Raw genomic sequence first — 25,910 nt, 5'->3', positions numbered from 1 at the left:
TAAGGACAGGCCAGAATGCCGATTACGTTACTTGATGGAATTCTACTCGGAATAACGCTGGTTTCGGCCGTTCTTGCGATGGTCCGCGGTTTTTCTCGCGAAGTGCTCTCGCTGGTTTCCTGGGCAGCAGCGGCCGCAGCGGCATATTTGTTCTATATGCCAGTGCTGCCTTTCCTTCAGCCCTATATCAACAACGAAACTATCGCAAAGATAGCAGCCGCTGGCGCAGTTTTCCTTGTGGTTCTGATCGTTGTTTCGCTTATCACCATGAAGATTGCCGATTTCATCATCGACAGCCGCATCGGTGCCCTTGACCGCACGCTCGGCTTTTTGTTTGGTGCAGCACGTGGTGTTCTTCTTGTTGTTGTTGCTATGCTGTTCTTCAACTGGCTTGTTCCAACCAACCAGCCTGCATGGGTCAACAATGCGAAATCCAAGCCAATGCTTGATTCCTTCGGTCAGCAGTTGATCGATCTCCTGCCGGCTGATCCAGAATCGGCAATTAAAAAATTCAAGCCCGGACAGGAAACCCCGGCCCCGGCTAGCGGCCAGACAGGAGATCAAACCGAGCAGCCTGTACCGGACGATACACCGGCTGCAAACTGATCTCGAATACGCCTTTTTGAAACCGGCAGCATAAAGCTGTCGGTTTCATCTGTTTTTAGTCAAAGTCTTACACTAGAGCATTTCCTGTTTTTCTTGAATCATTGGAAATGCTCTATCTCTTTGTCTTTTCGCATTATCCGACGCAAAACCGCTTCGCACTTTTGCTGGAAATGCTCTATATCAGCGGCTGAAACGCACAGCATGCAAGGGATCGCTTTTAAAACGCGGCCTTTTCCTGTAAATGTTGCTTTTAGTAACCGCAATCGAAAGGCCTTGCGGACAATGTTCCAACAATCGCATGACGAAAGCTCCTTTATGCTGGACGATGATACGTTGCATGAAGAGTGCGGTGTATTTGGCATTCTTGGCCACGAGGACGCCGCAGCACTGACTGCTCTGGGCTTGCACGCTCTTCAGCATCGCGGACAGGAAGCCGCTGGTATTGTGTCTTACCACAACCGTCGCTTTCATTCTGAGCGGCACATGGGGCTGGTGGGTGACCACTTCACCGATGCCTCCACGCTGAACCGTTTGCCCGGCGATCGCGCCATTGGCCATGTACGTTATTCCACAACTGGTGAAACGATTCTGCGCAATGTGCAGCCATTGTTCGCGGAGCTGGAAGTTGGCGGCATCGCAATTGCGCATAACGGCAACTTCACCAACGGCATTACACTGCGCAAGCAGTTGATCGCCTCTGGTGCAATCTTTCAGGCGACATCCGACACCGAAGTCGTGCTGCACATGATTGCGCGCTCGCGTCAGGCTTCGTCAAGCGCACGCTTTGTCGATGCGATCCGTCAGGTCGAAGGCGGTTACGCCATGCTGGCGTTGACCCGCACCAAGCTGATTGCGGCTCGTGATGCAATCGGCATTCGTCCTCTCGTCATGGGCGAACTCGACGGCAAGCCAATCTTCTGCTCGGAAACCTGTGCTCTTGATATCATCGGCGCGAAGTATATTCGCGACGTCGAAAACGGCGAAGTCATCATCTGCGAAATCCAGAAAGATGGCTCAATCACCACCGAATGCATCAAGGCAGACAATCCACAGCCTGAACGCCTTTGCCTGTTCGAGTATGTCTATTTTGCACGCCCGGATTCGGTCGTTGGTGGACGCAGCGTCTATGTCGCGCGCAAGAACATGGGCATGAATCTCGCAGCCGAAGCCGGCGTCGAGGCCGATGTGGTTGTGCCCGTACCCGATGGCGGCACGCCTGCCGCACTGGGCTTTGCACAGGCCAGCGGTATTCCTTTCGAATACGGCATCATTCGTAACCACTATGTTGGCCGTACTTTTATTGAGCCGACACAGCAGATCCGCGCCCTTGGTGTGAAGCTCAAGCATTCCGCCAACCGTGCGATGATCGAAGGTAAGCGCGTCGTTCTGGTGGATGATTCCATTGTGCGCGGCACCACTTCGGTCAAGATCGTGCAGATGATCCGCGATGCCGGAGCAAAGGAAGTGCATATCCGCGTTGCAAGCCCGATGATCTTTCATCCGGACTTCTACGGTATCGATACGCCAGACCGTGAAAAACTGCTTGCAAACCAGCATGACAGCCTTGAATCCATGTGCCGTTATATCGGTGCGGATTCGCTGGCATTCCTTTCGATTGACGGTCTTTACAAGGCCGTCGGCGGACAGCCGCGTGATCCAAAGGCACCTGCCTTCACCGATCACTATTTCACGGGTGAATATCCAACCCGTCTTTTAGATCAGGAAGGCGAAAGCAACGTTCATACGTTGTCCCTGCTCGCCAGCAACGGCTGATCACGCATCTTTCACGCAGGCGGCCCCAAAGGCCGCCTCGCTTTTATTGCAAATCTCATGACTGAAATTGGGGACTGGAATGAGCATCGACCTTACAGGCCGTCTGGCTTTGGTAACGGGCGCATCGCGCGGCATTGGCTATTTTCTTTCACTTGAACTGGCAAAACGCGGCGCACATGTGATCGCTGTTGCGCGCACCGTTGGGGGACTGGAAGAACTCGACGACGATATTCGCAAGCTTGGCGGCAGCTCTACGCTCGTGCCGCTTGACATTACCGACATGGAAGCAATTGACCGTCTTGGCGGCTCTATTTATGAGCGCTGGGGCAAACTCGATATCATGGTTGCGAATGCCGGCGTTCTTGGTACGATTTCCCCCATCGGCCATGTTGAAGCCAAGACCTTCGAAAAAGTCATGAATGTCAATGTTACCAGCGTATGGCGCCTGATCCGCACAACTGACCCACTGCTGCGTGCGTCTGATGCAGGACGTGCAATCCTGCTCTCATCAGGTGTCGCCCATTCCTGCCGCGCTTTCTGGGGCCCATATGCCGCTTCCAAGGCTGCAGTCGAAGTGATGGCGCGGAGCTGGGCAGAAGAAACCAAGCAGATGAAACTCAACATCAACTCGGTCAATCCTGGCGCGACCCGCACTGCCATGCGTGCACAGGCAATGCCGGGCGAAGACCCCGAAACTCTGCCAACGCCGCAGTCGGTCGCTGAAAAAATCGTCAAACTAGCCGATCCGAACCTTGATGTTACCGGCAAGCTGTTTGACGTCCGTCAGGACCGCTTCCTCGATTATCACATGCCGTCCTGATTTTTTGCTTTTTTCCGGCCTTGTGCAACATCAAGGCCGGATTTATCCGTTCTAAATATTCCGCTCCTGCCGACCTTTCCGGCCCATTTTTAAAGCGGACCTTCCCCCCTCACCAGACAAGACTGCTCCTTCGCGCGCTTATGCACGCGCATACTCCCATTTTACTGGAGGACCAATGTCTCACGACTATCAGCGCTTTATCATTATCAGTGGCGGACCCGGATCAGGCAAAAGCACACTGATTGATGCACTCGAAAAGCAAGGCTTCTCCCGCACAGTGGAAGCTGGTCGCGCTATCATTCAGGATCAGGCCGCAATCGGCGGCACAAGGCTGCCATGGGCTGACCGCTCCCTCTTTGCCGAGCTTATGCTGTCGTGGGAAATGCGCTCGCACAAAGCTGCACAAGCACTTGACGATCCGGTGTTTTTTGACCGTGGCGTGCCGGATGTGATCGGTTATCTGAAGCTCTGCAAACTGCCTGTACCGCCACATATGTATGAGGCTGCTAAAGTGATTCAATATAACAGAACAGTGTTTCTGGCTCCGCCGTGGCCGGAAATTTTCGGACAGGATGCCGAACGCAAACAGGACTTCGATGAAGCCCTACGCACATTCGAGGCTATGGAGCAGATCTATAGAGAGCTCGGATATGAAATCACGCTCCTGCCGAAATTATCGGTTCAGGAGCGTGTGCATTTCATCAGCAGTAACTTGCGATCAGACTTCCTCTGACGGCTCACTTTCAAGAGCAGCCTTGCGATCCGCTGCCTCACGGCGGTTCCATGCGACCACACTAAGCGGTAGGAACGCGACATAGGCCAAAGCGGTCAGCGCCAGCGTGTGCCAGGTAAAGCTCATCAGGAAAGCCACGTAAATGACAACCATCAGAATGAGCGGCATGACGATATCACGGCGCACGAGGCTACCGGCAGACTTCCCATTATAAACCGGAAGACGGCTCACCAACAGGAAAGCAATTGCAACCGTGTAGATTGCAACGCCGAAAGCCAGCCCCTTGCCCGGGGTTAGCCCGAGAAAGCCCAGATAGACCGGCAATAGTACCAACATGGCTCCAGCGGGTGCCGGAACACCGATAAAATAATTGTTCTGCCAGGCAGGGCGGTTCGGGTCTTCAAGCATCACATTGAAGCGGGCCAGGCGCAGGCAGCAGGCAATCGCATAGAGAAGTGCCGCGATCCAACCGAAAGAACGTGCCTGATCAAGCACATAGACATAGAGTACCAATGCAGGGGCAACGCCAAAATTGACGATGTCGGCCAGTGAATCCATCTGCTCGCCAAACTTGGACGAGCCCTTCATCATGCGGGCGACGCGACCGTCGATACCATCGAGAAAGGCGGCAATCAGCACCATCGCCACGGCAAGTTCAAAGCGATGTTCAAAGGCCAGACGAATGCCCGTCAGGCCCGCGCAAATAGCAAGAACTGTGATGACATTCGGAACTACGATACGCAGAGGGATCTGCGAAAGTCTTGGGCCGCGGGATGAATCCACACGGCCATTAGGCTCAAAGGGTGGGAACGGTGTTTCCATCGGCTCAGGCGATCCGCACCACAGGTTCGGCGCGTTCACTACCGAATTCAGCAAGAACGGTCTCGCCAGCTATAGCCGTCTGCCCGACAGCGACACGAACCGATACACCAGCTGGCAGATAAACATCAACGCGTGAGCCAAAACGGATCAGGCCGAAGCGTTCACCGACGATAAGATTATCGCTTTCACGCGACCAGCAGACAATACGGCGTGCGACCAAACCTGCGATCTGCACAACACCGACCTTGCCATTCGCACTATCGATCAAAACGGAATTGCGCTCGTTTTCGGTGCTCGCTTTGTCGAGTTCCGCATTGAGGAACTTACCCGGACGATGAAAAATCTTCTCGATGCGGCCACGGACTGGTGCGCGATTGATGTGAACAGAAAACACATTCATGAAAACCGAAACGCGCATCAAAGGTTCGGCACCAAGATCCAGTTCCGCAGGCGGGATTGCCGGACCGACAAAAGAAACCTTGCCATCAGCCGGGCTGATGACGAGATCGTCAGCGATCGGCGTAACCCGCTCCGGGTCACGGTAGAAATAGATGCACCAGATGGTGAGAACGAGACCGATCCAGAACAGCGGGTTCCACAGCCAGCCCAGAATAAGCGAGACCACGAAAAAGCCCGCGATAAACGGATAACCTTCACGATGGATCGGCACGAAAGTGTTACGAATAGTATCAGACAGGCTCATCGCTTTTCCTTCTGGAGCGCAGCATGTCTAACGATGCGTCTTGCGCTCTAGTGATTTTATATGCGCATCGCCTTGCCGAAAATCTCCCCTGATTAACGGCACGATGCGACAGCTTGGCCCGGTTTTAACTCATCCTGCTTAAAATCGAAACGTATTTCGCAATTTATTCACGACTGTCAGGGTTCGTGAAGACACCCTGATAGTCATCTGGTTACTCAGCCGCAGGAGTACCGCGAATGACCACACCCATATCGTCACTTTCGCGGACCTGACGCAGGCGTTCTTCTGCCTCATCAGCTTCACGCTGACGGTTCCACATCGAAGCGTAGAGGCCATCTTGCTTGAGCAACGCCCGGTGGGTGCCACGCTCGGCAATCAGACCATCTTTGAGCACAATGATTTCATCTGCACCGATTACAGTCGAGAGGCGGTGAGCGATGACGAGCGTTGTGCGGCCACGGCTGACGATATCGAGCGCCGACTGGATTTCCTGTTCTGTCGCCGTATCAAGTGCCGATGTCGCCTCATCGAGAATGAGGATTGGCGGCGCCTTCAGGATCGTGCGAGCAATCGCCACGCGCTGCTTTTCACCACCTGAAAGCTTCAGACCGCGCTCGCCGACCATCGCCTGATAGCCATCCGGCAAATGCTTGATGAAGCCGGAAATCTGCGCCATTTCGGCAGCCTTTTCCACTTCCTCGTCTGTCGCATCGGTGCGTCCATAACGGATGTTATATGCAATGGTGTCGTTAAACAGCACTGTGTCCTGCGGCACCATGCCGATCACTTTGCGCAGGCTCTCCTGCGTCACATCACGCACATCCTGCCCGTCAATTGTAACGGAACCAGACTGCACATCATAAAAACGGAACAGAAGGCGAGAGATAGTCGACTTACCCGCACCCGACGGGCCGACAATCGCCACCGTCTTGCCCGCCGGCACTTCAAAGCTGATGCCTTTGAGAATTGGGCGGTTGGAGTCATAGGCAAAATGCACATCATCAAAACGGATCGCGGCCTTGTCGACCTTGAGCGATTTGGCGTCCGGTTTGTCCTGCACTTCCTGCTGCACATCGAGAAGGTCAAACATCTGTTCAATATCGGTCAGGCCCTGACGGATTTCGCGATAGATAAAGCCAATGAAATTGAGCGGAATGGAAAGCTGCATCAGCATGGCGTTGATGAAGACGAAGTCACCCAACGACTGTGTCCCAGCCTGCACTTCGCGCGCCGACATCACCATGACAATCGCCATACCGACACCAAAGATCACAGCCTGGCCAAAGTTCAACCAGCCAAGCGACGTCCAGGTTTGGGTTGCGGCCTTTTCATAGCGCGCCATGGACGCATCGAAGCGCTTGGCTTCCATGCTCTCGTTGCCGAAATATTTGACGGTTTCAAAATTGAGCAGCGAGTCGATGGCCTTGGTGTTGGCATCGGTATCAGAGTCATTCATCTCGCGACGAATGTTGATACGCCAGTCACTCGCCTTGATCGTGAACCACGTATAAGCCCAGACGGTTGCGGCAACGACCAGAAGATAGGAAAAGCCGTAAGCAAAGGCGAAAATCACCGCTGTCAGTGCAAATTCGAGAATGGTCGGCAGCGTGTTGAGGATCGTGAAACGGACAATCGTTTCAATGCCCTTGGTACCGCGCTCGATGACGCGCGAAAGTCCGCCGGTGCGCCGCTCCAGATGGAAACGCAGCGAAAGCTGATGCATGTGCACGAAGGTTTTATAGGCAAGCTGGCGCACAGCATATTGGCCGACGCTGGCAAACAGCGCATCACGAAGCTGGTTCAAACCTGCCTGAACAATCTTGGCGGCATTATAGGCCAGCACCAGCATGACCGCGCCGGTCAGAATAAGCGGAATGTAACCCGGCGCATCAAGCTGACCGTTCAGCGCATTCGTTACCCATTTGAAGAAATAGGGAACAAGAATCAGAACGATCTTCGAAATCACCAGATAGAACGTTGCCCATACCACACGCATTCGGAGATCAGGCCGTTCCGTTGGCCACATATAGGGCCAAAGATTTCGCAATGTTTTGAACGTCTCGCCGGAATCGGCAGAAACAGTTTTGGGGGAGCTCATGACGTTTCTTTCAAATCAGACAGTTGTTTCGCAGCAGCCACCACGAAAGGCTGCGAGATGCGAACGAATGATGGTCAATTGCTGCCAGTTGACGCTGTAGCGCGAGGTCTGGCGGTCGGGCTGATAGTCAATAAGGCCCGCCTGTACGAGAACTTTGAGATGCTGCGACACGGTGGACTGGGCAAGATCGAGACGCCCGACAATATCCTTGCAGCAGCAGGCATCTTCAAGAATCAGCTGCCGGAGAATGTGAATACGAACGGGGTGACCGAGCGCTGCATAAATGCGCGCCGCAAGATCATCATCCACGCCCGGAAGAACATCGGGCATCGTCTCAAGAGAAATCTTCATCGTAAATCGACGATATACGATTATGCTACAAAAAGCAATGTAACGCAGCGTCCTTTCTAAAGGACACTGCGTTCACAAAACAGATATTGCTGTTTTGCGTCAGTTCGAGGAATCTTGCAGGCGACGCTGCACTTCGTCATCACCCAGCGGTTGCTGTGGCATGACAAAGACCTGCCCAGGCAAAATCAAATCCGGATTACGGATCTGGTCGCGATTGGCAAGATAGATGGTCGTGTAGCGTGTACCCTTACCGTAAGTGCGCTTGGAAATGGTCCAGAGATTATCACCCTTGCGAATAATCACCGAGCCTTCCACCTTCTGTAAGGGCACACTCGTGGAAGCATCCTCTGCGCCACCATTCTGGCCGCTTGTTTCGGAAGCTATCGCCGAAACATTCTCACCGGCTTCGCGACGGAAAGGTACGCGCGCGGTTGCAATCACCCGTCCGGTACTATCCACCAGATCGGCGCGGATGATATAATCACCAACCGCAAGAGGCTTCTGGCTTTGCACCAGAAAACGACCTTCTGAAGAAATTGCGCTTGTGCCAAGCATAATATCATTGGCGTTCACAACAACGCTGCTGCCCGTTTTGGAACCCTTGGCGTTGCCAGCAACAAAAACCTTATCACCTTCGATTTCCACGGCCTCAATAGCAATCGGCGCATCCGGATCGGGTTTCACCTGAGGCGCTTGTTCCGTCGTCGTTGTGCCCGCTTCTGGTGAAGATATCACCTGCTGTGCAGGAGCTTCCGGTTTGGTGATCAGGCGGCTTGCCTGACCCGGCTCTTCAACAAGAGCCAGAACCTGACCAGTGCTGCTATCTGGCACGGACACAATGGCCGTTTGCGCCGATGTGGCAACATTGCCATCTGCCCCGCCTGCGCGTAGCACCAACTGGTGATCGCCCGGCTTAAGCGGCTCATCAAGAACAATAGCGAAATCACCATTCTCACCGGCCTTGGTCATTCCTAATACCTTTGAGCCAGAAATGACTTCGACAGCGGCATTGGCCGCAGCCTGACCTGCAATTACGACGGAGCCATCAGGTTCAACACGCAAAATGTCGAACGCCGGCACCTTAGCCTCTTTCGGAGCTTCTTTGGGCGTCTCTGGGGCGGCCTGCGCAGTGGCCGGTTCCGGCATTGCTTCGGCAGGCTTCTGCTGCCCCTGCACAGCCGCAGGAACCTGCGCGTCAACTGGTTTTTGCGTGCTGCCCGTTTCGGGAGCTGTCGTTGTCACACCTGAACCCGACGATGCGCCCTGCTCTTTTAGAGAATTCCAATAATAGGCGCCCCCGCCTAAAACGAGAACGAGAAGAACACCGATAACCCCATATCTGTAGTTTTGCATTTCGGCCCGGAACCCACATGAGATAAATTAATCAATGGGTTTACCGCCTTTTGCTTTGACCTACAAGAAATCAGAGCAGAATTACGCAAGTTATGGGGCCATTATTGCAGAAAAATTACTGTTCAACACAGCTGATTGGCTTTTCCTGCTCAGGATCGTCCATCAGATTATATAAATCTGCGGTTTCACCCTTGGTCCACCAGATGTAAATGCCACCTGCATATTTGGCGCCCGAGCCGGAAATTACGTTGGAAGCCACCACGGTCTGGTCTTCCATTTCCAGTTCAGCGAGAGAAATATCACCGGCATTATAGTAAGTGGCAGAGACATTGTTATCGCCACAAGTGTAGAGGACGGAGTTGGTCGTCACCTCGATATCGTCGGGCAACGTGATATTGATTTCACCTGCCGACGCGCTGGAAGCAGCCAGCGAAAGACCAAGCAATAAAATCCATTTGCCCATGAACAACTCAACTCCCTGTCAAAATTCCACCGCTCAAGAGATATAGCTATGCTCGAAAATGTCCAGCTAGAGCATTCCGGTTTAAATGGAATCATTCGAAATGCTCTATCTTTTTGTTTTTACGCATGTCTCCATCCCAAAACCGGTTTCCGCTTTTGGGAGACATGCTCTAAACCGACCAATTCATTCACGCCAAAGCTTGACGCTGAAACGGCAAAAGCGCACAAGAAAATCATGTCTGAGATTCGATCCATCTGTGTTTATTGCGGCTCGTCCACGGGCCTGAACCCCATCTATCGCGAAGCGGGCGTCACGCTCGGCCGGTCCATTGCTGAACACGGCCTGCGCCTTGTTTATGGCGGTGGCACGCGTGGCATCATGGGCGCGGTTGCGCAAGGCGTGATGGAAGCTGGCGGCGAAGTCACCGGCATCATTCCGACCTTCCTGCTCGACAAGGAAGCGAGCCTTGAAAAGGCCGAACAGCTCACCGAACTTATCGTCGTGGGTGACATGCATGAGCGCAAACACCTCATGTTCCAGAAGTCGGATGCGTTCGTCACCCTTCCCGGTGGCATCGGCACGGTTGAGGAAATCGTGGAAATGATGACCTGGGGGCAGCTCGGCAAGCATCGCAAGCCTATGGTGTTCGCTAACATTAACAACTTCTGGCAGCCTATGCTTTCGCTCCTTGAGCACATGACGACCGAAGGCTTCCTGCACACCGCACATCAGGTAAAGCCGCTGGTCATCGACAAGGCGGAAGACATCGTTCCCGCCATCATCGCTGCCAATGGCAAGGCACATGAAGGTGACCAGAAGATCATCGAAAAGATGTGATTGCGGCTTTCGCCCAAAACACAAAACCGAGTAACAAGGGCGGAGTGATCCGCCCTTAATTTTTATCCGGGAGAGCTTGATGAAGACGATCGGACTCATAGGCGGGATGAGCTGGGAAAGCTCGCAGGAATATTATCGCATTATCAATCAGGAAATCCGCGCACGTCTCGGCGGCACGCATTCGGCCAAGAGCCTGATGTGGTCGATGGATTTTGGCGAAATCGAGCAGCTTCAGCATGAAGGCAAATGGGACGAGCTGACCAGACTTATGATCGAAGCCGCGCAGAACCTTGAAAAAGGCGGCGCAGATTTCATCCTGATCTGCACCAACACCATGCATAAAATGGCCGCTGACGTCGAAAACGCCACATCGATCCCGCTTGTGCACATCGCCGACCCGACGGCGGAGAAGATCAAGGCCGCAGGCTTGTCCAAAGTCGGATTGCTTGGCACTGCCTTCACAATGGAGCAGGATTTCTACAAAGGTCGCCTCGCAGCCAAACACGGGCTTGACGTACTGACGCCCGATGATGCCGACCGCAAAATCGTGCATGACATCATCTATCACGAGCTGGTCGTCGGCGAAGTACGCGATGCTTCGCGCGAAAAATACCGCGCTGTCATCAATCGTCTGGTTGAGCGCGGGGCTAGAGCCATCATTCTCGGCTGCACCGAAATCATGCTACTCATCGGCCAGCAGGACAGCCCCGTGCCGGTGTTTGACACCACAAGGTTGCATGCAGAGGCGGCGGTGGATGCCGCTCTTTCCCCAAAATCCTGAGAAAGCCTCTCCTTTTCCTCTACAGAAATGGCTTATTTTCTTAAACTTCAACGCCATTCGCTTGCGTCGCACGGGTGGACATGCGTATATTCAACCACCTGGTTGACTATTTTTCACAATGCAGTATATTCAACCTCACGGGTGAATAATGAACGATGATGCTCTGTCACATATTCTCAAAGCTGTGGGGGATGTTACCCGACGGCATATCTTGACGCTTCTCATTCAGGAGGGTGCGTCAAGAGTGACTGCACTCGCCGCTCATTTCGACATGTCGCTCAACTCGGTCTCCAAACACATCAAGGTGCTGGAGGAGGCTGGGCTGGTCACCCGCAAGACTTTAGGACGCGAGCATTTCATTGCCGCTGAGCTTGAGCCCGTGCGGGAAGTGGAAGCATGGTTCGCGGAACTCAAGTCTGTCTGGGAACTGCGCCTAATGGCGCTGGAAGATGTACTCGTTTCGAAGGAACAGGAAAATGAGTGAGCTTGAACTGACAATCAATCGCAGGATCGCCGCTCCCCGGGAGAAAGTTTTCAACGCATGGCTCTCGCCCATGATGCTGGCGAAATTCATGCGTGCATCAAGCGACAGCACCGGACCGTCCGATGTCAGCACGGATGCGGTGAAAGGCGGACGCTTTTCCATCGTCATGCACATGGTCGACCGCGACGTACCGCATTCGGGCACTTATCTGGAAATTGATCCACATTCGCGCTTGGCATTTACATGGAATTCGCCCCATTCGCTAGACGACAGCGTGGTGACGATAGACCTCAAGGAGGTCGACCCGAATACCACCGACATTACGCTGAAACAGGTCAAATTCCGCAGCCCTGAAGCGCGAGACGGTCACATCAAGGGTTGGACTACCATTCTGACGAACTTCGACGGACTGGCCAACTGACACTGCCGATGGAAATAGAAAATGCCGGGCTTAATCGCCCGGCTTTTATCCAACTCTACTTCTTCACCAGCATCACAACCGCTTCGACGTGTGATGACCAGAGGAACTGGTCAATCGGCGTGACACGCGTGACGCGATAGCCACCCTTCACCAGAATGGCAAGGTCGCGGGCGAGCGTCACCGGATTGCACGAGATCGCGACAATCTTCTCCACCTTGGATTTTGCCAGTTCAAGCGCCTGTTCTTCGGCACCCGCACGTGGCGGATCAAAAACAACCGCATTGTAAGGCAGCAATTCCTTCGGCATCAGCGGACGGCGGAACAGATCGCGCCGTTCGACCGAAACAGGCTTTAAGCCCTGCACATGGCGCACCCCACGATCAAGAGCTGCAAGAGCCGGTGCATCGTTCTCAATCGCGTGGACTGCACTCTTTTCAGCAATACGCAGTGCAAATGTACCGACACCGCAGAAGAGGTCTGCAACGCGTTTTGATTTGCCAAGATGCGAAAGGACAAGCGACACCATTGCCTCTTCAGCTTCCACCGTTGCCTGCAGGAAGCAACCGGGAGGAACCGGAACTGGCACATTGCCGAAATGAATGATCGGCTTTTTCGGCTCGACGATGATCTCGCCTTCATGCGAAAGACGTGCAAAGCCCTTTGTCATCACAAGTGCTGTGAGTGCGCGGCGCTGCTCATCGCTCAGCTTCCCGCAGCCGCTTGCTGCGAGATCAAGTCCGGATGCCGTAACCGTCGCAGCCAATTTAAACGGCTTGGAACCGGGAGCAATCAGTGCCCCCACTTCGCGCAGATCATCAAGCCGCGCAATGATTTCCGGCACGGTGACAGCGCATTCAACGATATCGATAATCTCATGGCTCTGGTGGCGGTTGAAGCCTAATAGCACGCCTTTTTCCGTTTTGCGGGCAGCAAAGGTCGCACGGCGGCGCGAGCGTGGCTGACAGGCGACCAGCGGGTCCACTTCAACATCGAGCCCTTTGCTTTTAAGCGCTGAAACGACCAGCTCACGCTTCCACAATCGATAGGGCTCATCCTGCCAATGCTGCAACGCACAGCCGCCGCAATCTTCAAAATGCTGGCAAGCCGGATCCTGCCGCTCAGGTGACGTTTCGAGAAGCGCCATAACCGTCGCACGGTTCTTGTCGCGCGCAACATTGGCCACCTCACCCGGCAGTGTGAAAGGCACATAAATCTGGCCATCGGGAAGGTTGGCGACGCCATCGCCGCCCGCACCCATCGAGCGGATTGTCACTTGGGTCGTCATTGATCTTTCTTTCCTGCCAGGAGATATTCACGATTGCCATCGCTGCCTTCGATGGGCGACGGGCAGAGGCCGAGCGCGCGCCAGCCGGGCAGCGTCTCAAGCCATGATTTCAGTTCTTCTGCTATGCGCTCGCCATCTTTCGGATCGCGCAAAATGCCGCCCTTGCCAATGGCCTCGCGGCCCGCTTCAAATTGCGGCTTTACGAGAAGCGCGCAGATAGCACCTTTTTGCGCAAAGGCCAATGCCGGAGGCAATGCGAGTTTCAACGAAATGAAACTCACATCCGAAACCACGCAATCGATTTCGCGTCCATCCAGATGGATAAGTTCCAGCGCACGGGCGTTGAGCCCTTCCTTGTTGGTGACACGAGGATCGGTGCGCAAGCTTTCATGCAACTGGTCGTGGCCGACATCAATGGCAAGAACGTGGTTGGCACCGCGTTCCAGAAGCACCTGTGTAAAGCCGCCGGTCGATGCGCCGATATCAAGAGCCGTCAAACCCTTCACATCGAGGCCAAAGTGATCAAGTGCTGCAATGAGCTTCAATGCGCCGCGAGAAACATAGGCGCTTGCCGGATCATCCACGGCGATCTTTGCCGTACGCAGAACCGTTTGGCCCGCCTTGGTGACGGGCTTGCCATCCACCGTGACCGTGCCGCGTTGGATCGCATCGCGTGCACGTGAGCGCGTCGCAAACAAACCACACTCGACCAGAAACTGATCGAGCCGCAAGCTCTTATCGGACAAAATATCAGGCACGGAAGGACGCAGTTATTGCTTCGCGCCCCAAGGCGGCAAAGACGGTGTGCACGATGCCTGCACGGTCGAGACCAGCATTGGCATACATGACTTCCGGCTTGGCATGATCCTGATAGATATCAGGTAATGTCAGCACACGAACCTTGAGGCCACGATCCAGCAGACCATCGGTCGCAAGGAACTGCAGAACATGGGCGGCAAAGCCACCGACAGCGCCTTCTTCAACAGTCACCAGCACTTCATGTTCGCGTGCCAGACGGCGGATGAGGTCATGGTCCAGCGGCTTGGCAAAACGCGCATCAGCAACGGTTGTAGAAAGCCCTGCGGCACCCAGCTCATCAGCGGCGCTCAGGCATTCCTGCAGGCGCGTACCGAAGGAAAGGAGTGCAACCTTGGTGCCTTCACGAACGATACGGCCCTTGCCGATTTCAAGTGCCGTACCGCGCTCCGGCAATTCGACGCCGACGCCATCGCCACGCGGATAGCGGAAAGAGATCGGGCCTTCATCGTAGTCTGCAGCCGTGCGCACCATATGGCGCAGCTCGGCCTCATCCGATGCAGCCATCACCACGAAACCCGGCAACGCTGCGAGAAAGCCTGTGTCGAATGAACCTGCATGGGTTGGGCCATCGGCTCCAACCAGTCCGGCACGGTCGATGGGGAAACGCACGGGCAAATTCTGGATCGACACATCGTGCACGACCTGATCGTAGCCACGCTGCAGGAAGGTCGAGTAAATGGCGCAGAACGGCTTGAAGCCCTCGCTGGCAAGACCGGCGGCAAAAGTGACTGCGTGCTGCTCCGCAATGCCGACATCAAACGTGCGGTTGGGGAAGACTTCGCCAAATAGGTCAAGGCCCGTCCCTGTTGGCATCGCAGCCGTGATCGCCACGATCTTGTCGTCGTGACGCGCTTCCTCGATCAGACTTGTGCCGAAAATCTTGGTATAGCTTGGCGCATTTGCAGGCGGCTTCGACTGCTTGCCGGTAATCACGTCAAACTTGTTGACGCCATGATACTTGTCGGCGGCGGCTTCCGCGGGCGCATAGCCCTTGCCCTTTTGCGTGACCACATGGATCAGCACAGGACCTTCCTGTGCGTCGCGAACATTTTTCAGGATCGGTAACAGATGGTCGAGATTATGCCCATCGATAGGACCGACATAATAAAAACCCAACTCTTCAAACATCGTACCGCCGGTAAAGAAGGCACGTGTAAATTCTTCCGATTTGCGGGCTTTATCCTGCAGGAACTTCGGCAGTTTCCTGGCAACCTGCTTGGCAGCTTCGCGCACGCTGCGATAGGTCTTGCCGGAAACAAGGCGCGCCAGATAGGCGCTCATGGCGCCGGTCGGTGGCGCAATCGACATGTCGTTGTCGTTGAGAATGACGATGAGGCGCGCATCGAGCGCACCGGCATTGTTCATCGCCTCATAGGCCATACCAGCCGACATCGAGCCGTCGCCAATGACGGCGATCACATTGCGCTTTTCGCCTGAGAGATCAGAGGCGACCGCCATGCCAAGGCCAGCGGAAATCGATGTCGATGAATGCGCGGCACCAAATGGATCATATTCGCTTTCAGCGCGCTTGGTGAAGCCCGAAAGCCCGCCTTCCTGACGCAATGTGCGAATACGATCACGGCGACCAGTCAGAATCTTGTGCGGATATGTCTGATGTCCAACGTCCCAGATGATGCGGTCATGCGGTGTGTCGAAGACGTGATGCAACGCGACCGTCAGTTCAACCACACCCAAACCTGCACCCAGATGCCCACCTGTTGTGGAAACGGCATCGATCATCTCGGCGCGCAATTCCTGCGCAAGCTGCGGCAGATCGGCCTCCGGCAATGCACGCAAAGCGTCCGGCGTCGGCGCTTTATCGAGCAATGGGGTTATGGGTCGGGACATTAAAACAACCTGTTTCTGGTTCGATTTTGATTTGTCGGTATAGCAGCAGCCTGCTCAGATCAAGCGGGCCAAAGCTCACATTGCGCGCAGCGAGACATCGTGTCCTATACGATGCACATGCAAAATCATTCAGGCAAAGGTACGAATTCGTTTTCGTCACCAGGCACGATATCAAAGCGACCCGTGCGCCATTCTTCTTTTGCCTGCTCAATGCGTTCTTTGGAAGACGATACAAAATTCCACCAGATGTAACGCTTGGAGCCAAGCGCCGCACCACCAAAAAGCATGAAATGTGCACCTTCCGGCCCTGCTTGCACGACAATATCATCGCCCGGACGAAATGCCAGCAGACGGTCAGGCGGGAACACCTCGCCACCAATGCCAACATTGCCACGCAGCGTGTAAATTGCGCGTTCTTCCGTGGTCGGCGGAATATGGAAACGCCCACCCGGCAGCACTTCAATATCCGCATAGAGCGTTTCAGCGTGCTGAATGACTGGCGAGTTAACACCATGCATCGAACCGATGATAAGACGCCCCTTGAACTCACGATCCTCCATCAGCGGCAGATCTGGCGCATTGGTGTGGAAGAATTCCGGATTGATTTCTTCAAGCTGCTCTGGAAGAGCGAGCCATGTCTGCACGCCGGAAATTGATAGCGGGCCGCTACGCTCTTCTTCAGGCGAGCGTTCGGAATGGACAATTCCCTTCCCCGCCGTCATCAGGTTTACATCGCCGGGTTGGATCACCATTTCGGTGCCAAGGCTGTCGCGATGCCGGATGTGACCGTCGAAAAGATAGGTCACGGTCGAAAGTCCGATATGAGGATGCGGACGCACATCAAGCGCATCACCATCACGCAGAACCGCCGGCCCCATTCGATCAAAAAAGATGAACGGTCCGACAAGACGACGGCGAACCGTGGGAAGCGCACGCCGCACCTCCAGCCCACCAATATCGCTCGTCCGCGGGATCACCAGCGTTTCGATGGCATCCACAGTGGTCTTGTCGCCGAGAACCGGATCAGGACATGGAAAGAAACTCATCGGGCTACCACCAAATTAAAGCGCACCGGCAAGCTGTTTGCCGGTGCGTGATGCGCACAGCGGTCCGAACCAACTTCACATGTCAGAACCACTGTCGCCACTTGCTTTACGCATTATCCGACGCAAAACCGCTTCGCACTTTTGCTGAAAATGCTCTTAAAAAAGTAGAGCTGTATCAGCGATTGTGCAACAGCCGCGACAATTCGTTCGTGTCAGGCACCTGACCGTTGGCCGTCAGCTTATCGACCAGACCCGGAAGAACCTGCGAAAGCTGATTGAGCAATTCCTGCTGATCAATGCCGGCATGTGCCGCAATTTCGCTCAAGGTCTTCTGACCAAGTGCATCACCAAGCTGGCCCGGTTCGATCTGATGATTGGTGCCTTGCCCGACCCAGGAATCCACTTTATCACCAAGGCCAGCCTGCTTTAACTGGTCAAGAAGGCCGCCAAGACCACCGCCGAGCGAACCGGGAGCCGTTGGAGCTGAAGCCGCACCACCACTTGCAAGCGCTCCACCAAGCAAACCACCAAGACCACCCAGGATGCCGCCGAGCAGACCGCCACCGCTATCTGCCTGCTGAGACGCAGATTGATCCGGGATGGAGGCCGGTTGTTCAGGTTCCTCGCTATGCCCTTTCAGCATCTTGCCGACCAGAAGCGCACCGAGTGCAATCAGAACCGGCTTGGCAAGGCTGCCGCCGGGGATCGGCGAATTATTGGAATTGTCGTCATAGCTTCCCATCACGCGATACTCCCTGTTGGACGCTGTGATTTTCTCACACGCAATAAGTTAAGGTGAAATAAGTTTCCTCTTTTGACAAGCATTATACCTTGCCAAATCGAAACTATTGTGAAAATTTTCTAACTGCCTGATGCAAAACCTTATTTGCGTAATAGGAGATATTAGATGTCTGTTATAAGCTGGATTATTCTAGGTCTGATTGCCGGCTTCATCGGCAGCAAGATCGTCAATAAAAGCGGACAAGGACTGTTTTTCGACATTGCGCTGGGCATTGTCGGGGCAATCGTTGGCGGCGTTCTTTCTTCATCTCTTTTCGGTCGTGGCGTCACTGGCGCCTTCGATCCAATCAGTCTGATTATCGCCATTATCGGTTCAATTATAGTTTTGTGGGCTTACCACAAGATCACCGGCAAACGTTCCATCGGCTGAAAAAACCAATTATAACTGCTGGCTCCGGTTCGCGCCGGAGCCTTTTCATATCTTGTCTTCTGAAAGTGCCACTTTTTAATGATGAGCTTCATTGAGCCCTACATCACCGCCTACGGCGCGCTGGCACTTTTCATTATTGTCTATTTTGAATCTTTCGGCGCACCGCTTCCCGGTGAAAGTGCCCTCATTGCAAGTTCGCTTCTGGCATTGCATGGCACACTGAATATCGAAATGGTCATTCTGGCTGTATTTGTTGGCGCGGTCTTGGGTGACTGCACCGGCTATGCCATTGGGCGCTTTGGCGGAAGAGCGCTCATCCTTCGCTACGGAAATTATGTAAAACTCACGCCTGAACGGCTCGATAAATTCGAGAGGATGTTTGAAAGCAAAGGCATTTACGTGGTCGCAACTGCGCGCTTCGTAGTCCTGCTCAGACAATTGAACGGCATTGTCGCCGGGTCCATGAAAATGAACCCGCTGCATTTTTTATGCGCCAATGTGGTGGGTGCTGCCGGGTGGACGCTTGTGTGGGGACTTGGCCCCTATCTTCTGAGCGGCGTGCTTGCGCCCTACGCCGCCCAACTCAAGGCAATGTTTTAATTATTCAGCGTCGAGCGGCTCAGTGCCAGCAGGCTGACCATCGCGGCCAATGCGGATTTTCTCAACCTTGTCTTCAGCTGATTTCAGCAGCGTGTCGCAATGCTTCTTTAGCGCTTCGCCGCGCTCATAGATGCGAATGGATTCCTCCAGCGGCACGTCGCCCCGCTCCAGATCATCGACGATCTTCTCAAGCTGCTTCAAGGCATCCTCGAAGCTCATAACTGCAATGTCGGTGTTGGACGGTTCGGTTACCATGGTTTATCCTTTCAACAGCCGCGTAATATGAGAAGACGCGGACTGCGACAAGCCCTCAAGATCATATCCACCTTCAAGCACACTCACCAGTCGGTGATTGCAGAACCGTTCAGCACGTTCCATGAGCTTGCCCGTCGCCCAATCGAAATCTGCTGCATCGAGATTGATCTCGGCCAGCGGATCGCGGAAATGCGCGTCGAAGCCAGCTGAAATAAGGACCAAATCGGGCCGGAAGTTGTCCAAAGCGGGCAATACACGACTATTAAATGCCTCGCGAAATTCTCGGCTGCCGGTATTGGGTGAAAGCGGTGCATTGACGATGTTCCCCACACCCACCTCGTCTTTCCGGCCTGTGCCGGGAAAGAGCGGAAACTGATGCGTCGAGCAGTAGAGAACGCTCGGATCGTCTTTGAAAATATCCTGTGTACCATTGCCGTGATGCACGTCCCAATCGACGATTGCAACGCGCTCTGCACCGTGATTGCGCTGTGCATGACGGGCGGCGATGGCAACATTGTTGAAAAGGCAAAAGCCCATGGCTGTAGAAAGTTCGGCGTGATGGCCGGGAGGACGCGACGCGACAAACACGTTGTCCGCCTGCCCGGAAAAAACATCATCGACAGCAGCGTTGGCTGCACCAATCGCCAGAAGGGCAGCTTCCCAGCTTTTCGGGCTCACATAGGTATCGACACCAAGTTTATTGATCGGCTGCGGTGCCTCTTCGTTGTCGATAAGGTCCGGTATCTCATTACGGATCGTTTCGACATAGCTTTCAGGATGCGCGAGCAAAATGGCCTCTTGCGAAGCAGCCCGCGCTTCCACACGATCAAGACGGTAAAAATCCGGCCCTTCCAGCTCGCTCATCAATGCACGAATGCGGTCGGGCCGCTCGGGATGTCCGGGCGGCACGTGATGTTCAAGATAGGTCGGATGCCAGTAAAGCCGTGTGGTCATGGCGCTCCTGTAGCATCTTTAACAGACAGCACGGTGTCAGATGATTTCCGTGCGCGATATGTTGATGCCAAAACCCTCGAGCCCGACATAGTGACGTTCCCGCGATGCCAAAAGCACGATCGAAGTGATGCCAAGATCTTTCAAAATCTGTGCACCCAGACCGATCTGGCGCCATTCTTCCTCGCGGGCAACGGCTTCCGCATGGGCTTCATGTTCTGCCAGCAAAGCTTCACGCGCACGGGCATCGCGGTGATCAGCACGCACACCGACCGAGCCTTCACGCAGATAAACCAGAACGCCGCGGCCTTCCTTGCCCATACGCTTCATAATCTCGTCGAGATTGTTGCCACCTTTGCCGAAAACATCGCTCAGCACATCTTCGCGATGCAAACGGACAGGCACATTCTCACCATCACGAATATCACCAAAGACCACCGCCACATGCTGCATTGGCTCCCATGGGAGTTCGTAAGTATAGGCATGGGCCGCGCCAGCACAGGTGCCGATTGTAGCGTCACCGACCCGCTTGACCAGCGTTTCCTTACGCTGGCGATAAGCGATGAGGTCCGCGACCGTTACGCGATGCAGCTCGTGCTTTTCTGCAAATGCTGTCACGTCAGGACCACGCATAACGGTGCCGTCATCATTGATGAGTTCGCAGATGACACCGATGGGTGGCAGGTTTGCAAGCTTGCAGAGATCGACTGCCGCTTCGGTATGGCCGGAGCGCATCAGCACACCGCCTTCTCTCGCGATAAGCGGGAAAATATGGCCGGGGCGTACGAAATCGCCAGCGCCAGCATTGGGGTTCGCCAGATTGCGTACCGTGAGCGTGCGGTCGTCAGCTGAAATGCCGGTCGTCGTACCGTGACGGTAATCAACGGTAACGGTGAAAGCCGTCGTATGCGCGGATTCGTTTTCTGCAACCATTGGCGCAAGATTGAGTCGCTTGGCCTCTTCACGTGGCATCGGCGTGCACACGATGCCTGACGTATAGCGCACGATAAAGGCCATTTTTTCCGGCGTGCAGTGAACGGCGGCAACGATCAGATCGCCTTCGTTCTCGCGTCCGTCATCATCCATGACCACAACAATTTCGCCACGCTCGAAAGCGCGCAGCGCATCAACGACCTGTTTCTGATTATAGCTCATTTCAGCCTCAATGGTTGTACCACAGCTTCAGTCGAAAACCGGCCCTCAGTTCCTGAAACTGAACTCACTTACACGCATTATCCTACGCAAAACCGCTTCACACTTTTGCTGGAAATGCTCATGTCTCTACGCATTATCCTACACAAAACCGCTTCACACTTTTGCTGGAAATGCTTTACACGCGCCCCGTCTGACCGCGATGACGCAAATAATGATCAGCAATTGCGCAGGCGACCATCGCTTCGCCAATCGGCACTGCGCGAATACCCACGCAAGGATCATGACGCCCCTTGGTCATCACGTCCACTTCCTTGCCGTCCTTATCAATGGATTTGCGCGGCGTGAGGATCGACGAGGTTGGTTTCACCGCGAAGCGCGCCACAACTGGTGCGCCGGTTGCAATGCCACCCAGAATGCCGCCCGCATGATTGGACAGGAACATCGGCTGACCGTCATTGCCGATCCGCATTTCATCGGCGTTTTCTTCACCGGTCAGGCGCGCAGCTTCAAAACCATTGCCGATTTCAACGCCTTTGACAGCATTGATAGACATCAAAAGGCTTGCGATATCCTGATCGAGCTTACCATAAATCGGCGCTCCAATGCCCGCAGGCACACCTTCGGCCACAATCTCGATGACTGCTCCAACCGATGATCCGCTCTTGCGAATGCCATCGAGATAGTCCGCGAACAGCTCGACCGAACCGGCATCCGGCGAGAAGAAAGGATTGTTGTCCACTTCCGACCAGTTCCAGCGGCGACGGTCGATACCGTGCACGCCCATGGCCACCAGCGCACCCTTGACTTCAAGCCCGGGCACAATCTTGCGGGCGATGGCGCCGGCTGCAACACGCGCTGCCGTTTCGCGTGCGGACGAACGTCCGCCGCCGCGATAGTCGCGAATGCCATATTTGACGTCGTAGGTATAATCGGCATGGCCCGGACGATACTGGCGGGCAATCTCGCCATAATCCTTCGACCGCTGATCGGTGTTTTCGATCATCATCGAAATCGGCGTGCCGGTCGTAGTCATGGTCACGCCGTCATCGCCCAGAATTACACCGGACAACACGCGCACCTGGTCCGGCTCGCGGCGCTGCGTCGTGTATTTTGACTGACCGGGCTTGCGCTTGTCGAGATAGGCTTGGATTTCAGCTTCCGTGAACGTGATACCCGGAGGGCATCCATCCACCACACAACCAAGCGCCAGACCATGGCTTTCGCCCCAGGTTGTTACGCGGAAGAGATGACCAAAACTGTTATGAGACATTGCTAAGCCCGATTAAGGAATGCGCCTTTTCAGGCAGGATACGGGCTGGTTTTATTGGCCTTTTCAGCCATGGTCAAATTATAGCTCTGAATAGGCGCATTGAGATCGCAAAATTTCCTTCGGATCATCCACATGCCGCATTCTTTTTGACACATTCCACCGACTAAAATGGGGTCAATAATCACGTTGCGCCACCCATTTTCTACCCGTACAGTCAGACTATACAACCAGAGGAAAGTGATCGCGCAAAATGCAATTCGTGTCGAATCAGTCAGCTGACGGTCGGGCACTCAAAAAGAGGATGACACCCATGCAGTATATTGTGGGACTGATCTTCATCATTGCCTCGCTCTTCTCGACCGTCGCCATGGCGGACGATGTCGAGGGCAAGATCACTGGCATCAATAAAGACAAAGAAACGATTACGCTGGATGATGGCAAGACTTATAAACTGCCCGGCGAGTTTGATTATTCCGCCATCTCCAAAGGCATGAAAGTTATCATCCTCTATGATGAAGCTGATGATACCCGCTTCATTACCGACATTCAGGAAGCGCCTTAGATATCATTTCACTTCGAGCACCGTGCCCGTGTCGTACTGGCGAACAAAATCGACGCGGGCTCCGTTCCAATGATAGCTGTAATGTCGTCCCTGAACGGGAATCGTTATAACATTCGGCCAGAAAACCCCGATACAGAACCCGCCGCGCATCCGCACACTTGGCCATAGCAGCCCATGGCTCCCCTGAGCGCGCAGTTCTCGCCCCTCGACATGTGAAGCCGTATAATCAACCGGATCAAGCACGTCCGGGACCTTGCTCACATCATCGAGTTCGCGACCGACACTCCCAATCAGCACCCGAAAGTCTGAAGTCCAGCCAGGTTCTTCATTGGTCGCGCGCATGAATTTTTCATAATGGTGGATGGTTTCAGCAACTGCCACATTTTCCTGGTCCGCCGCGTAATAGATACCATAGCTTCCGTCGCTAAAGCGGCCGGGACGCTGCCTGGAGCAATGCACGAATGGTGCCATTACATAGGAAGCGCCCTGCCCCGCTACTCGCCGATCGGCAGGCACCTTGCCGAGATCACCTATCTCGAAACGAATACGCGGATTGGTTTTCTCTTCAACTGAAGCCAAGGCCTCCCAATCGCGGGGGTCGGCAATATCTTCAAACAGATCAATGGGGGGATAGATGGAGCGGATGATGCGATAGGTCTGCGGCCAGTGAACCGGGCGCTTTACGGCCAGCCCACTTACCATGCACCGCGCTCCGCATTCAGCCAGTCGCGGAGGGCAGCGAGATCAGAGATTTCACCACGCAGCATGAGATCAAGCGCCGAAAGCCCACCAAAGGCGGCATTGGGTTTCCTGATCCAGGCATAACCGCGCGCAGCATCTCGAAACAGATAACGCAGACCTTTATGAATGCCCATGAGATGCGCCATCCGCATCCGCAGATCGCGATCGATGCGGCCTATAGTGCCTTCTTTCCAACGCGCCCAGGTGCGCGGGGACATATCGCCCAAAAGCGTGCAGGCCTCAGCATCCGACAGCTTCCAAACCTTAAGCAAATTGACTGTGGTCCGTGCAAGTGCACCCGCTTCCTCGTCGGTGATCACGCTTGTCAGACCGCCTACAGGCGTTATGCTGATTGGCTGAAGTTCCATCGCTCATCATCCTTATGGCAGAAATATAGCATATTTTTGCCAAATGACAATAAAGGCGCTTTACGACCTACGACCCTATGCCTTCCGAAGCCATCCGCTGCGGATGACACGAGCCCATTCCGGCCTGCCCGCTTGTTCGGCCAGCGAAGCCATACGTGTCGTATCATAGGGAATACTGCGGAACGTGACCTGCCAGCCCAACGCACTGCTTTCGATTATGGCATAAGAGGCATTCGGCGTTCCGGTTTGGACAATATGCGGCACCGGCTGGTCATCATCATAGCCCGGGCAGCCCACACTTCCGGGATTGACGATCTGGCGACCGTCACTCAAACGCACCACGCGCGGCGTGTGCGTGTGACCACAGAGGATAAGCGAGGCAGCAATATCTTCTGCTTCCGCTTCAATTTCATCACGTCCGCGCAGAACAACATCGCCAGTGACGGTGACCGTTTCCAGCCAGTAAGTGATATCGCTCGTCGGTGTACCATGGCAGATGAAAATTCGCCCATCCGCCAGTGTCAGCGTCGCGGGCAAATTCCGCAGCCATGCAAGGTGCTGCTCTTCGATTTGCTCAAAAGCAACGCGATCCGAAGGCCCCATCTCGGCGACAGGCTTTTCCACCAACCAGCGGTCATGATTGCCACGAATGGAGATCATCTCGCGTGCCATCAGTATATCTGCGGTTTCGCGAGCCGCGAGCGGCCCGCTCAGATGGTCACCAAGATTAATGATAGTCTCAATGCGCAGGGCATCTATATCAGTGAGCACAGCCGCCAGCGCATCGCTGTTGCCGTGAATATCTGCAATAACCGCAAAGCGCTTGAAGGGCATGTTTTTCTCGCAAGATGAAGCTTTTCAGCGCGGTATAACGACACCGCCTCATAGACCTGAAAAGCTATCCGGCTTTTTAAACCCACTCAAGCTTGCCGTTTTCAAACTTCAGAATTTTATCCTGTGGAATGGAGAGGTTTGCGGCGGCGTGGCCGTCCATATCGCCGTAGAGATAGAACAGGGTGCGGATGCAGCCGCCATGCGTCACGCAAACGGTTGGCCATTCCACAGCTTCAACCCAGCGACCAATCCGCTGTGAAAGCCGCATATAGCTTTCTGCAGTTTCGCCCGGCGGGATGAAATTCCATTTGTCGCGGGCGCGGGCTTCGACGAGATCGATGCTCTCCTTGGCAATGTCTTCCATCATGAAGCCTTGCCAGTCGCCAAAATTCACTTCCATCAATTGCGGATCGGTGCGGAAGTCGTAAGGGTCGAGCCCCATGCGTAAACGAATACGTTCCATCGTCTCGCGCGTGCGGCGCAGCGGGCTTGCCACGAAATCGTAACCTGCCCCATTGCCGATCAGTGATTTCAGCATATCCCCGTTACGATCGGCCTGCGTGCGACCATGGGCATTGATATCAATATCGAGTTGCCCCTGAATGCGCTGCGAAACATTCCAGTCGGTCTCGCCGTGACGCGAAAAGTAGATGATCTCCCGAGCCAAAAGCCTACCTCTATCTGCCGCTTGATTTCATCGTATGACGCGCAGTTTTGCGCATGTGCTCTTTACTCGATAGCCTTCCTGCACCGGAAAGAC

At 54.4% G+C, this 25,910-nt stretch carries 30 protein-coding genes; 11 read left to right on the top strand and 19 right to left on the bottom strand.

Annotated elements, in window-relative coordinates; translation table 11 throughout:
• Positions 1 to 15: 15 nt before the first annotated feature.
• The 4 genes from CEV33_RS17085 (at position 16) to CEV33_RS17070 (ending at position 3,932) form a co-directional block, all read left to right on the top strand.
• Complete coding sequence (locus CEV33_RS17085) at positions 16 to 606, top strand: CvpA family protein (RefSeq protein WP_094541590.1); 591 nt, start codon at positions 16 to 18, stop codon at positions 604 to 606.
• 282 nt (positions 607 to 888) lie between these two features.
• Entirely contained in the window at positions 889 to 2,379 is a 1,491-nt protein-coding gene (purF, locus tag CEV33_RS17080) for an amidophosphoribosyltransferase (RefSeq protein WP_094541589.1), read from the top strand.
• A gap of 79 nt (positions 2,380 to 2,458) precedes the next feature.
• Positions 2,459 to 3,199 carry an SDR family NAD(P)-dependent oxidoreductase gene (locus CEV33_RS17075; RefSeq protein WP_094541588.1) on the top strand — a complete coding sequence of 247 codons (741 nt, stop codon included), beginning with the start codon at positions 2,459 to 2,461 and terminating at the stop codon, positions 3,197 to 3,199.
• Between the two features lie 175 nt (positions 3,200 to 3,374).
• Positions 3,375 to 3,932 (top strand): AAA family ATPase, encoded by a 558-nt coding sequence (locus CEV33_RS17070; protein ID WP_094541587.1) that lies wholly within the window; start codon positions 3,375 to 3,377, stop codon positions 3,930 to 3,932.
• Here the strand turns inward: CEV33_RS17070 and pssA are convergent.
• The 6 genes from pssA to CEV33_RS17040 form a co-directional block, all read right to left on the bottom strand.
• Positions 3,918 to 4,754, bottom strand: a complete 837-nt coding sequence (gene pssA, locus CEV33_RS17065; RefSeq protein ID WP_094541586.1) for a CDP-diacylglycerol--serine O-phosphatidyltransferase — start codon at positions 4,752 to 4,754, stop codon at positions 3,918 to 3,920. The two genes, CEV33_RS17070 and pssA, sit on opposite strands and share 15 nt — an antisense overlap.
• Positions 4,755 to 4,758: 4 nt before the next feature.
• Positions 4,759 to 5,457: a phosphatidylserine decarboxylase gene (locus CEV33_RS17060; RefSeq protein WP_094541585.1), complete on the bottom strand. Its 699-nt coding sequence runs from the start codon at positions 5,455 to 5,457 to the stop codon at positions 4,759 to 4,761.
• 211 nt (positions 5,458 to 5,668) lie between these two features.
• Positions 5,669 to 7,555, bottom strand: coding sequence for an ABCB family ABC transporter ATP-binding protein/permease (locus tag CEV33_RS17055; RefSeq protein WP_094541584.1), 1,887 nt, complete (start codon positions 7,553 to 7,555; stop codon positions 5,669 to 5,671).
• Between the two features lie 15 nt (positions 7,556 to 7,570).
• On the bottom strand, positions 7,571 to 7,906 hold the full coding sequence (locus tag CEV33_RS17050) for an ArsR/SmtB family transcription factor (RefSeq protein ID WP_094541583.1): 336 nt from the start codon (positions 7,904 to 7,906) through the stop codon (positions 7,571 to 7,573).
• Between the two features lie 99 nt (positions 7,907 to 8,005).
• Positions 8,006 to 9,259 carry a LysM peptidoglycan-binding domain-containing protein gene (locus CEV33_RS17045; protein ID WP_094541582.1) on the bottom strand — a complete coding sequence of 418 codons (1,254 nt, stop codon included), beginning with the start codon at positions 9,257 to 9,259 and terminating at the stop codon, positions 8,006 to 8,008.
• A gap of 115 nt (positions 9,260 to 9,374) precedes the next feature.
• Positions 9,375 to 9,722, bottom strand: a complete 348-nt coding sequence (locus tag CEV33_RS17040) for an MliC family protein (protein ID WP_094541581.1) — start codon at positions 9,720 to 9,722, stop codon at positions 9,375 to 9,377.
• A 234-nt stretch (positions 9,723 to 9,956) separates the two neighbouring features.
• On the opposite strand from CEV33_RS17040, the gene CEV33_RS17035 reads away from it, so the two are divergent.
• From CEV33_RS17035 to CEV33_RS17020, 4 genes are all read left to right on the top strand, one after another.
• On the top strand, positions 9,957 to 10,559 hold the full coding sequence (locus CEV33_RS17035) for an LOG family protein (RefSeq protein ID WP_094541762.1): 603 nt from the start codon (positions 9,957 to 9,959) through the stop codon (positions 10,557 to 10,559).
• A 79-nt stretch (positions 10,560 to 10,638) separates the two neighbouring features.
• Positions 10,639 to 11,340 (top strand): aspartate/glutamate racemase family protein, encoded by a 702-nt coding sequence (locus CEV33_RS17030; protein ID WP_094541580.1) that lies wholly within the window; start codon positions 10,639 to 10,641, stop codon positions 11,338 to 11,340.
• A gap of 148 nt (positions 11,341 to 11,488) precedes the next feature.
• Positions 11,489 to 11,824: an ArsR/SmtB family transcription factor gene (locus CEV33_RS17025; RefSeq protein WP_094541579.1), complete on the top strand. Its 336-nt coding sequence runs from the start codon at positions 11,489 to 11,491 to the stop codon at positions 11,822 to 11,824.
• On the top strand, positions 11,817 to 12,245 hold the full coding sequence (locus CEV33_RS17020) for an SRPBCC family protein (protein ID WP_094541578.1): 429 nt from the start codon (positions 11,817 to 11,819) through the stop codon (positions 12,243 to 12,245). Before CEV33_RS17025 ends, CEV33_RS17020 begins: the two co-directional genes overlap by 8 nt.
• A gap of 55 nt (positions 12,246 to 12,300) precedes the next feature.
• Here CEV33_RS17020 and CEV33_RS17015 read toward each other — a convergent pair whose 3' ends face one another.
• From CEV33_RS17015 to CEV33_RS16995, 5 genes are all read right to left on the bottom strand, one after another.
• A complete protein-coding gene (locus tag CEV33_RS17015; protein ID WP_094541577.1) occupies positions 12,301 to 13,530 on the bottom strand; it encodes a class I SAM-dependent RNA methyltransferase in 1,230 nt (409 codons plus the stop codon).
• The gene (locus CEV33_RS17010) at positions 13,527 to 14,288 is read right to left on the bottom strand and encodes a TlyA family RNA methyltransferase (RefSeq protein WP_094541576.1); all 762 of its coding nucleotides are present in this window, start codon (positions 14,286 to 14,288) and stop codon (positions 13,527 to 13,529) included. The genes CEV33_RS17015 and CEV33_RS17010 overlap by 4 nt, the downstream gene beginning before the upstream one ends.
• A complete protein-coding gene (dxs, locus tag CEV33_RS17005) occupies positions 14,281 to 16,197 on the bottom strand; it encodes a 1-deoxy-D-xylulose-5-phosphate synthase (protein ID WP_094541575.1) in 1,917 nt (638 codons plus the stop codon). The genes CEV33_RS17010 and dxs overlap by 8 nt, the downstream gene beginning before the upstream one ends.
• A 125-nt stretch (positions 16,198 to 16,322) precedes the next feature.
• A complete protein-coding gene (locus CEV33_RS17000) occupies positions 16,323 to 17,243 on the bottom strand; it encodes a pirin family protein (RefSeq protein WP_094541574.1) in 921 nt (306 codons plus the stop codon).
• A 175-nt stretch (positions 17,244 to 17,418) separates the two neighbouring features.
• Positions 17,419 to 17,985, bottom strand: a complete 567-nt coding sequence (locus tag CEV33_RS16995; protein WP_094541573.1) for a YidB family protein — start codon at positions 17,983 to 17,985, stop codon at positions 17,419 to 17,421.
• A 165-nt stretch (positions 17,986 to 18,150) separates the two neighbouring features.
• On the opposite strand from CEV33_RS16995, the gene CEV33_RS16990 reads away from it, so the two are divergent.
• Both CEV33_RS16990 and CEV33_RS16985 read left to right on the top strand, forming a co-directional pair.
• Entirely contained in the window at positions 18,151 to 18,414 is a 264-nt protein-coding gene (locus CEV33_RS16990) for a GlsB/YeaQ/YmgE family stress response membrane protein (RefSeq protein ID WP_024896155.1), read from the top strand.
• An 81-nt stretch (positions 18,415 to 18,495) separates the two neighbouring features.
• On the top strand, positions 18,496 to 19,014 hold the full coding sequence (locus tag CEV33_RS16985; protein WP_094541761.1) for a DedA family protein: 519 nt from the start codon (positions 18,496 to 18,498) through the stop codon (positions 19,012 to 19,014).
• Here the strand turns inward: CEV33_RS16985 and CEV33_RS16980 are convergent, their stop codons facing one another.
• The 4 genes from CEV33_RS16980 to aroC form a co-directional block, all read right to left on the bottom strand.
• The gene (locus CEV33_RS16980) at positions 19,015 to 19,269 is read right to left on the bottom strand and encodes an exodeoxyribonuclease VII small subunit (protein WP_007873761.1); all 255 of its coding nucleotides are present in this window, start codon (positions 19,267 to 19,269) and stop codon (positions 19,015 to 19,017) included.
• A 3-nt stretch (positions 19,270 to 19,272) separates the two neighbouring features.
• Positions 19,273 to 20,223 carry a histone deacetylase family protein gene (locus tag CEV33_RS16975; protein ID WP_094541572.1) on the bottom strand — a complete coding sequence of 317 codons (951 nt, stop codon included), beginning with the start codon at positions 20,221 to 20,223 and terminating at the stop codon, positions 19,273 to 19,275.
• Positions 20,224 to 20,259: 36 nt separating this feature from the next.
• Positions 20,260 to 21,375 (bottom strand): 3,4-dihydroxy-2-butanone-4-phosphate synthase, encoded by a 1,116-nt coding sequence (gene ribB / locus CEV33_RS16970; RefSeq protein WP_094541571.1) that lies wholly within the window; start codon positions 21,373 to 21,375, stop codon positions 20,260 to 20,262.
• Between the two features lie 175 nt (positions 21,376 to 21,550).
• Positions 21,551 to 22,645, bottom strand: coding sequence for a chorismate synthase (gene aroC, locus CEV33_RS16965; RefSeq protein ID WP_094541570.1), 1,095 nt, complete (start codon positions 22,643 to 22,645; stop codon positions 21,551 to 21,553).
• A 310-nt stretch (positions 22,646 to 22,955) separates the two neighbouring features.
• Here aroC and CEV33_RS16960 point away from each other — a divergent pair, with 310 nt between their 5' ends.
• The gene (locus CEV33_RS16960) at positions 22,956 to 23,207 is read left to right on the top strand and encodes a DUF1344 domain-containing protein (protein ID WP_094541760.1); all 252 of its coding nucleotides are present in this window, start codon (positions 22,956 to 22,958) and stop codon (positions 23,205 to 23,207) included.
• A gap of 3 nt (positions 23,208 to 23,210) precedes the next feature.
• Here the strand turns inward: CEV33_RS16960 and CEV33_RS16955 are convergent, their stop codons facing one another.
• The 4 genes from CEV33_RS16955 to CEV33_RS16940 all read right to left on the bottom strand — a co-directional run bounded on the left by CEV33_RS16955 (position 23,211) and on the right by CEV33_RS16940 (position 25,817).
• On the bottom strand, positions 23,211 to 23,909 hold the full coding sequence (locus CEV33_RS16955) for an RES family NAD+ phosphorylase (protein WP_094541569.1): 699 nt from the start codon (positions 23,907 to 23,909) through the stop codon (positions 23,211 to 23,213).
• The gene (locus CEV33_RS16950; protein ID WP_094541568.1) at positions 23,903 to 24,316 is read right to left on the bottom strand and encodes an MbcA/ParS/Xre antitoxin family protein; all 414 of its coding nucleotides are present in this window, start codon (positions 24,314 to 24,316) and stop codon (positions 23,903 to 23,905) included. The genes CEV33_RS16955 and CEV33_RS16950 overlap by 7 nt, the downstream gene beginning before the upstream one ends.
• 75 nt (positions 24,317 to 24,391) lie before the next feature.
• Positions 24,392 to 25,150, bottom strand: coding sequence for a metallophosphoesterase family protein (locus tag CEV33_RS16945; RefSeq protein WP_094541567.1), 759 nt, complete (start codon positions 25,148 to 25,150; stop codon positions 24,392 to 24,394).
• A gap of 76 nt (positions 25,151 to 25,226) precedes the next feature.
• Complete coding sequence (locus tag CEV33_RS16940; RefSeq protein ID WP_094541566.1) at positions 25,227 to 25,817, bottom strand: histidine phosphatase family protein; 591 nt, start codon at positions 25,815 to 25,817, stop codon at positions 25,227 to 25,229.
• Positions 25,818 to 25,910: the final 93 nt, after the last annotated feature.

It is taken from the genome of Brucella grignonensis, from assembly GCF_002252505.1.
Classification (GTDB): domain Bacteria; phylum Pseudomonadota; class Alphaproteobacteria; order Rhizobiales; family Rhizobiaceae; genus Brucella; species Brucella grignonensis.
This window is presented reverse-complemented; position numbering and strand designations above follow the sequence as displayed.

Coding starts and splice junctions, on each gene's coding strand:
- CEV33_RS17085 (WP_094541590.1), top strand. CDS start 16: ATGCCGATTACGTTACTTGATGGAATTCTACTCGGAATAACGCTGGTT.
- purF (WP_094541589.1), top strand. CDS start 889: ATGTTCCAACAATCGCATGACGAAAGCTCCTTTATGCTGGACGATGAT.
- CEV33_RS17075 (WP_094541588.1), top strand. CDS start 2,459: ATGAGCATCGACCTTACAGGCCGTCTGGCTTTGGTAACGGGCGCATCG.
- CEV33_RS17070 (WP_094541587.1), top strand. CDS start 3,375: ATGTCTCACGACTATCAGCGCTTTATCATTATCAGTGGCGGACCCGGA.
- pssA (WP_094541586.1), bottom strand. CDS start 4,754: ATGGAAACACCGTTCCCACCCTTTGAGCCTAATGGCCGTGTGGATTCA.
- CEV33_RS17060 (WP_094541585.1), bottom strand. CDS start 5,457: ATGAGCCTGTCTGATACTATTCGTAACACTTTCGTGCCGATCCATCGT.
- CEV33_RS17055 (WP_094541584.1), bottom strand. CDS start 7,555: ATGAGCTCCCCCAAAACTGTTTCTGCCGATTCCGGCGAGACGTTCAAA.
- CEV33_RS17050 (WP_094541583.1), bottom strand. CDS start 7,906: ATGAAGATTTCTCTTGAGACGATGCCCGATGTTCTTCCGGGCGTGGAT.
- CEV33_RS17045 (WP_094541582.1), bottom strand. CDS start 9,259: ATGCAAAACTACAGATATGGGGTTATCGGTGTTCTTCTCGTTCTCGTT.
- CEV33_RS17040 (WP_094541581.1), bottom strand. CDS start 9,722: ATGGGCAAATGGATTTTATTGCTTGGTCTTTCGCTGGCTGCTTCCAGC.
- CEV33_RS17035 (WP_094541762.1), top strand. CDS start 9,957: ATGTCTGAGATTCGATCCATCTGTGTTTATTGCGGCTCGTCCACGGGC.
- CEV33_RS17030 (WP_094541580.1), top strand. CDS start 10,639: ATGAAGACGATCGGACTCATAGGCGGGATGAGCTGGGAAAGCTCGCAG.
- CEV33_RS17025 (WP_094541579.1), top strand. CDS start 11,489: ATGAACGATGATGCTCTGTCACATATTCTCAAAGCTGTGGGGGATGTT.
- CEV33_RS17020 (WP_094541578.1), top strand. CDS start 11,817: ATGAGTGAGCTTGAACTGACAATCAATCGCAGGATCGCCGCTCCCCGG.
- CEV33_RS17015 (WP_094541577.1), bottom strand. CDS start 13,530: ATGACGACCCAAGTGACAATCCGCTCGATGGGTGCGGGCGGCGATGGC.
- dxs (WP_094541575.1), bottom strand. CDS start 16,197: ATGTCCCGACCCATAACCCCATTGCTCGATAAAGCGCCGACGCCGGAC.
- CEV33_RS17000 (WP_094541574.1), bottom strand. CDS start 17,243: ATGAGTTTCTTTCCATGTCCTGATCCGGTTCTCGGCGACAAGACCACT.
- CEV33_RS16995 (WP_094541573.1), bottom strand. CDS start 17,985: ATGGGAAGCTATGACGACAATTCCAATAATTCGCCGATCCCCGGCGGC.
- CEV33_RS16990 (WP_024896155.1), top strand. CDS start 18,151: ATGTCTGTTATAAGCTGGATTATTCTAGGTCTGATTGCCGGCTTCATC.
- CEV33_RS16985 (WP_094541761.1), top strand. CDS start 18,496: ATGAGCTTCATTGAGCCCTACATCACCGCCTACGGCGCGCTGGCACTT.
- CEV33_RS16980 (WP_007873761.1), bottom strand. CDS start 19,269: ATGGTAACCGAACCGTCCAACACCGACATTGCAGTTATGAGCTTCGAG.
- CEV33_RS16975 (WP_094541572.1), bottom strand. CDS start 20,223: ATGACCACACGGCTTTACTGGCATCCGACCTATCTTGAACATCACGTG.
- ribB (WP_094541571.1), bottom strand. CDS start 21,375: ATGAGCTATAATCAGAAACAGGTCGTTGATGCGCTGCGCGCTTTCGAG.
- aroC (WP_094541570.1), bottom strand. CDS start 22,645: ATGTCTCATAACAGTTTTGGTCATCTCTTCCGCGTAACAACCTGGGGC.
- CEV33_RS16960 (WP_094541760.1), top strand. CDS start 22,956: ATGCAGTATATTGTGGGACTGATCTTCATCATTGCCTCGCTCTTCTCG.
- CEV33_RS16955 (WP_094541569.1), bottom strand. CDS start 23,909: ATGGTAAGTGGGCTGGCCGTAAAGCGCCCGGTTCACTGGCCGCAGACC.
- CEV33_RS16950 (WP_094541568.1), bottom strand. CDS start 24,316: ATGGAACTTCAGCCAATCAGCATAACGCCTGTAGGCGGTCTGACAAGC.
- CEV33_RS16945 (WP_094541567.1), bottom strand. CDS start 25,150: ATGCCCTTCAAGCGCTTTGCGGTTATTGCAGATATTCACGGCAACAGC.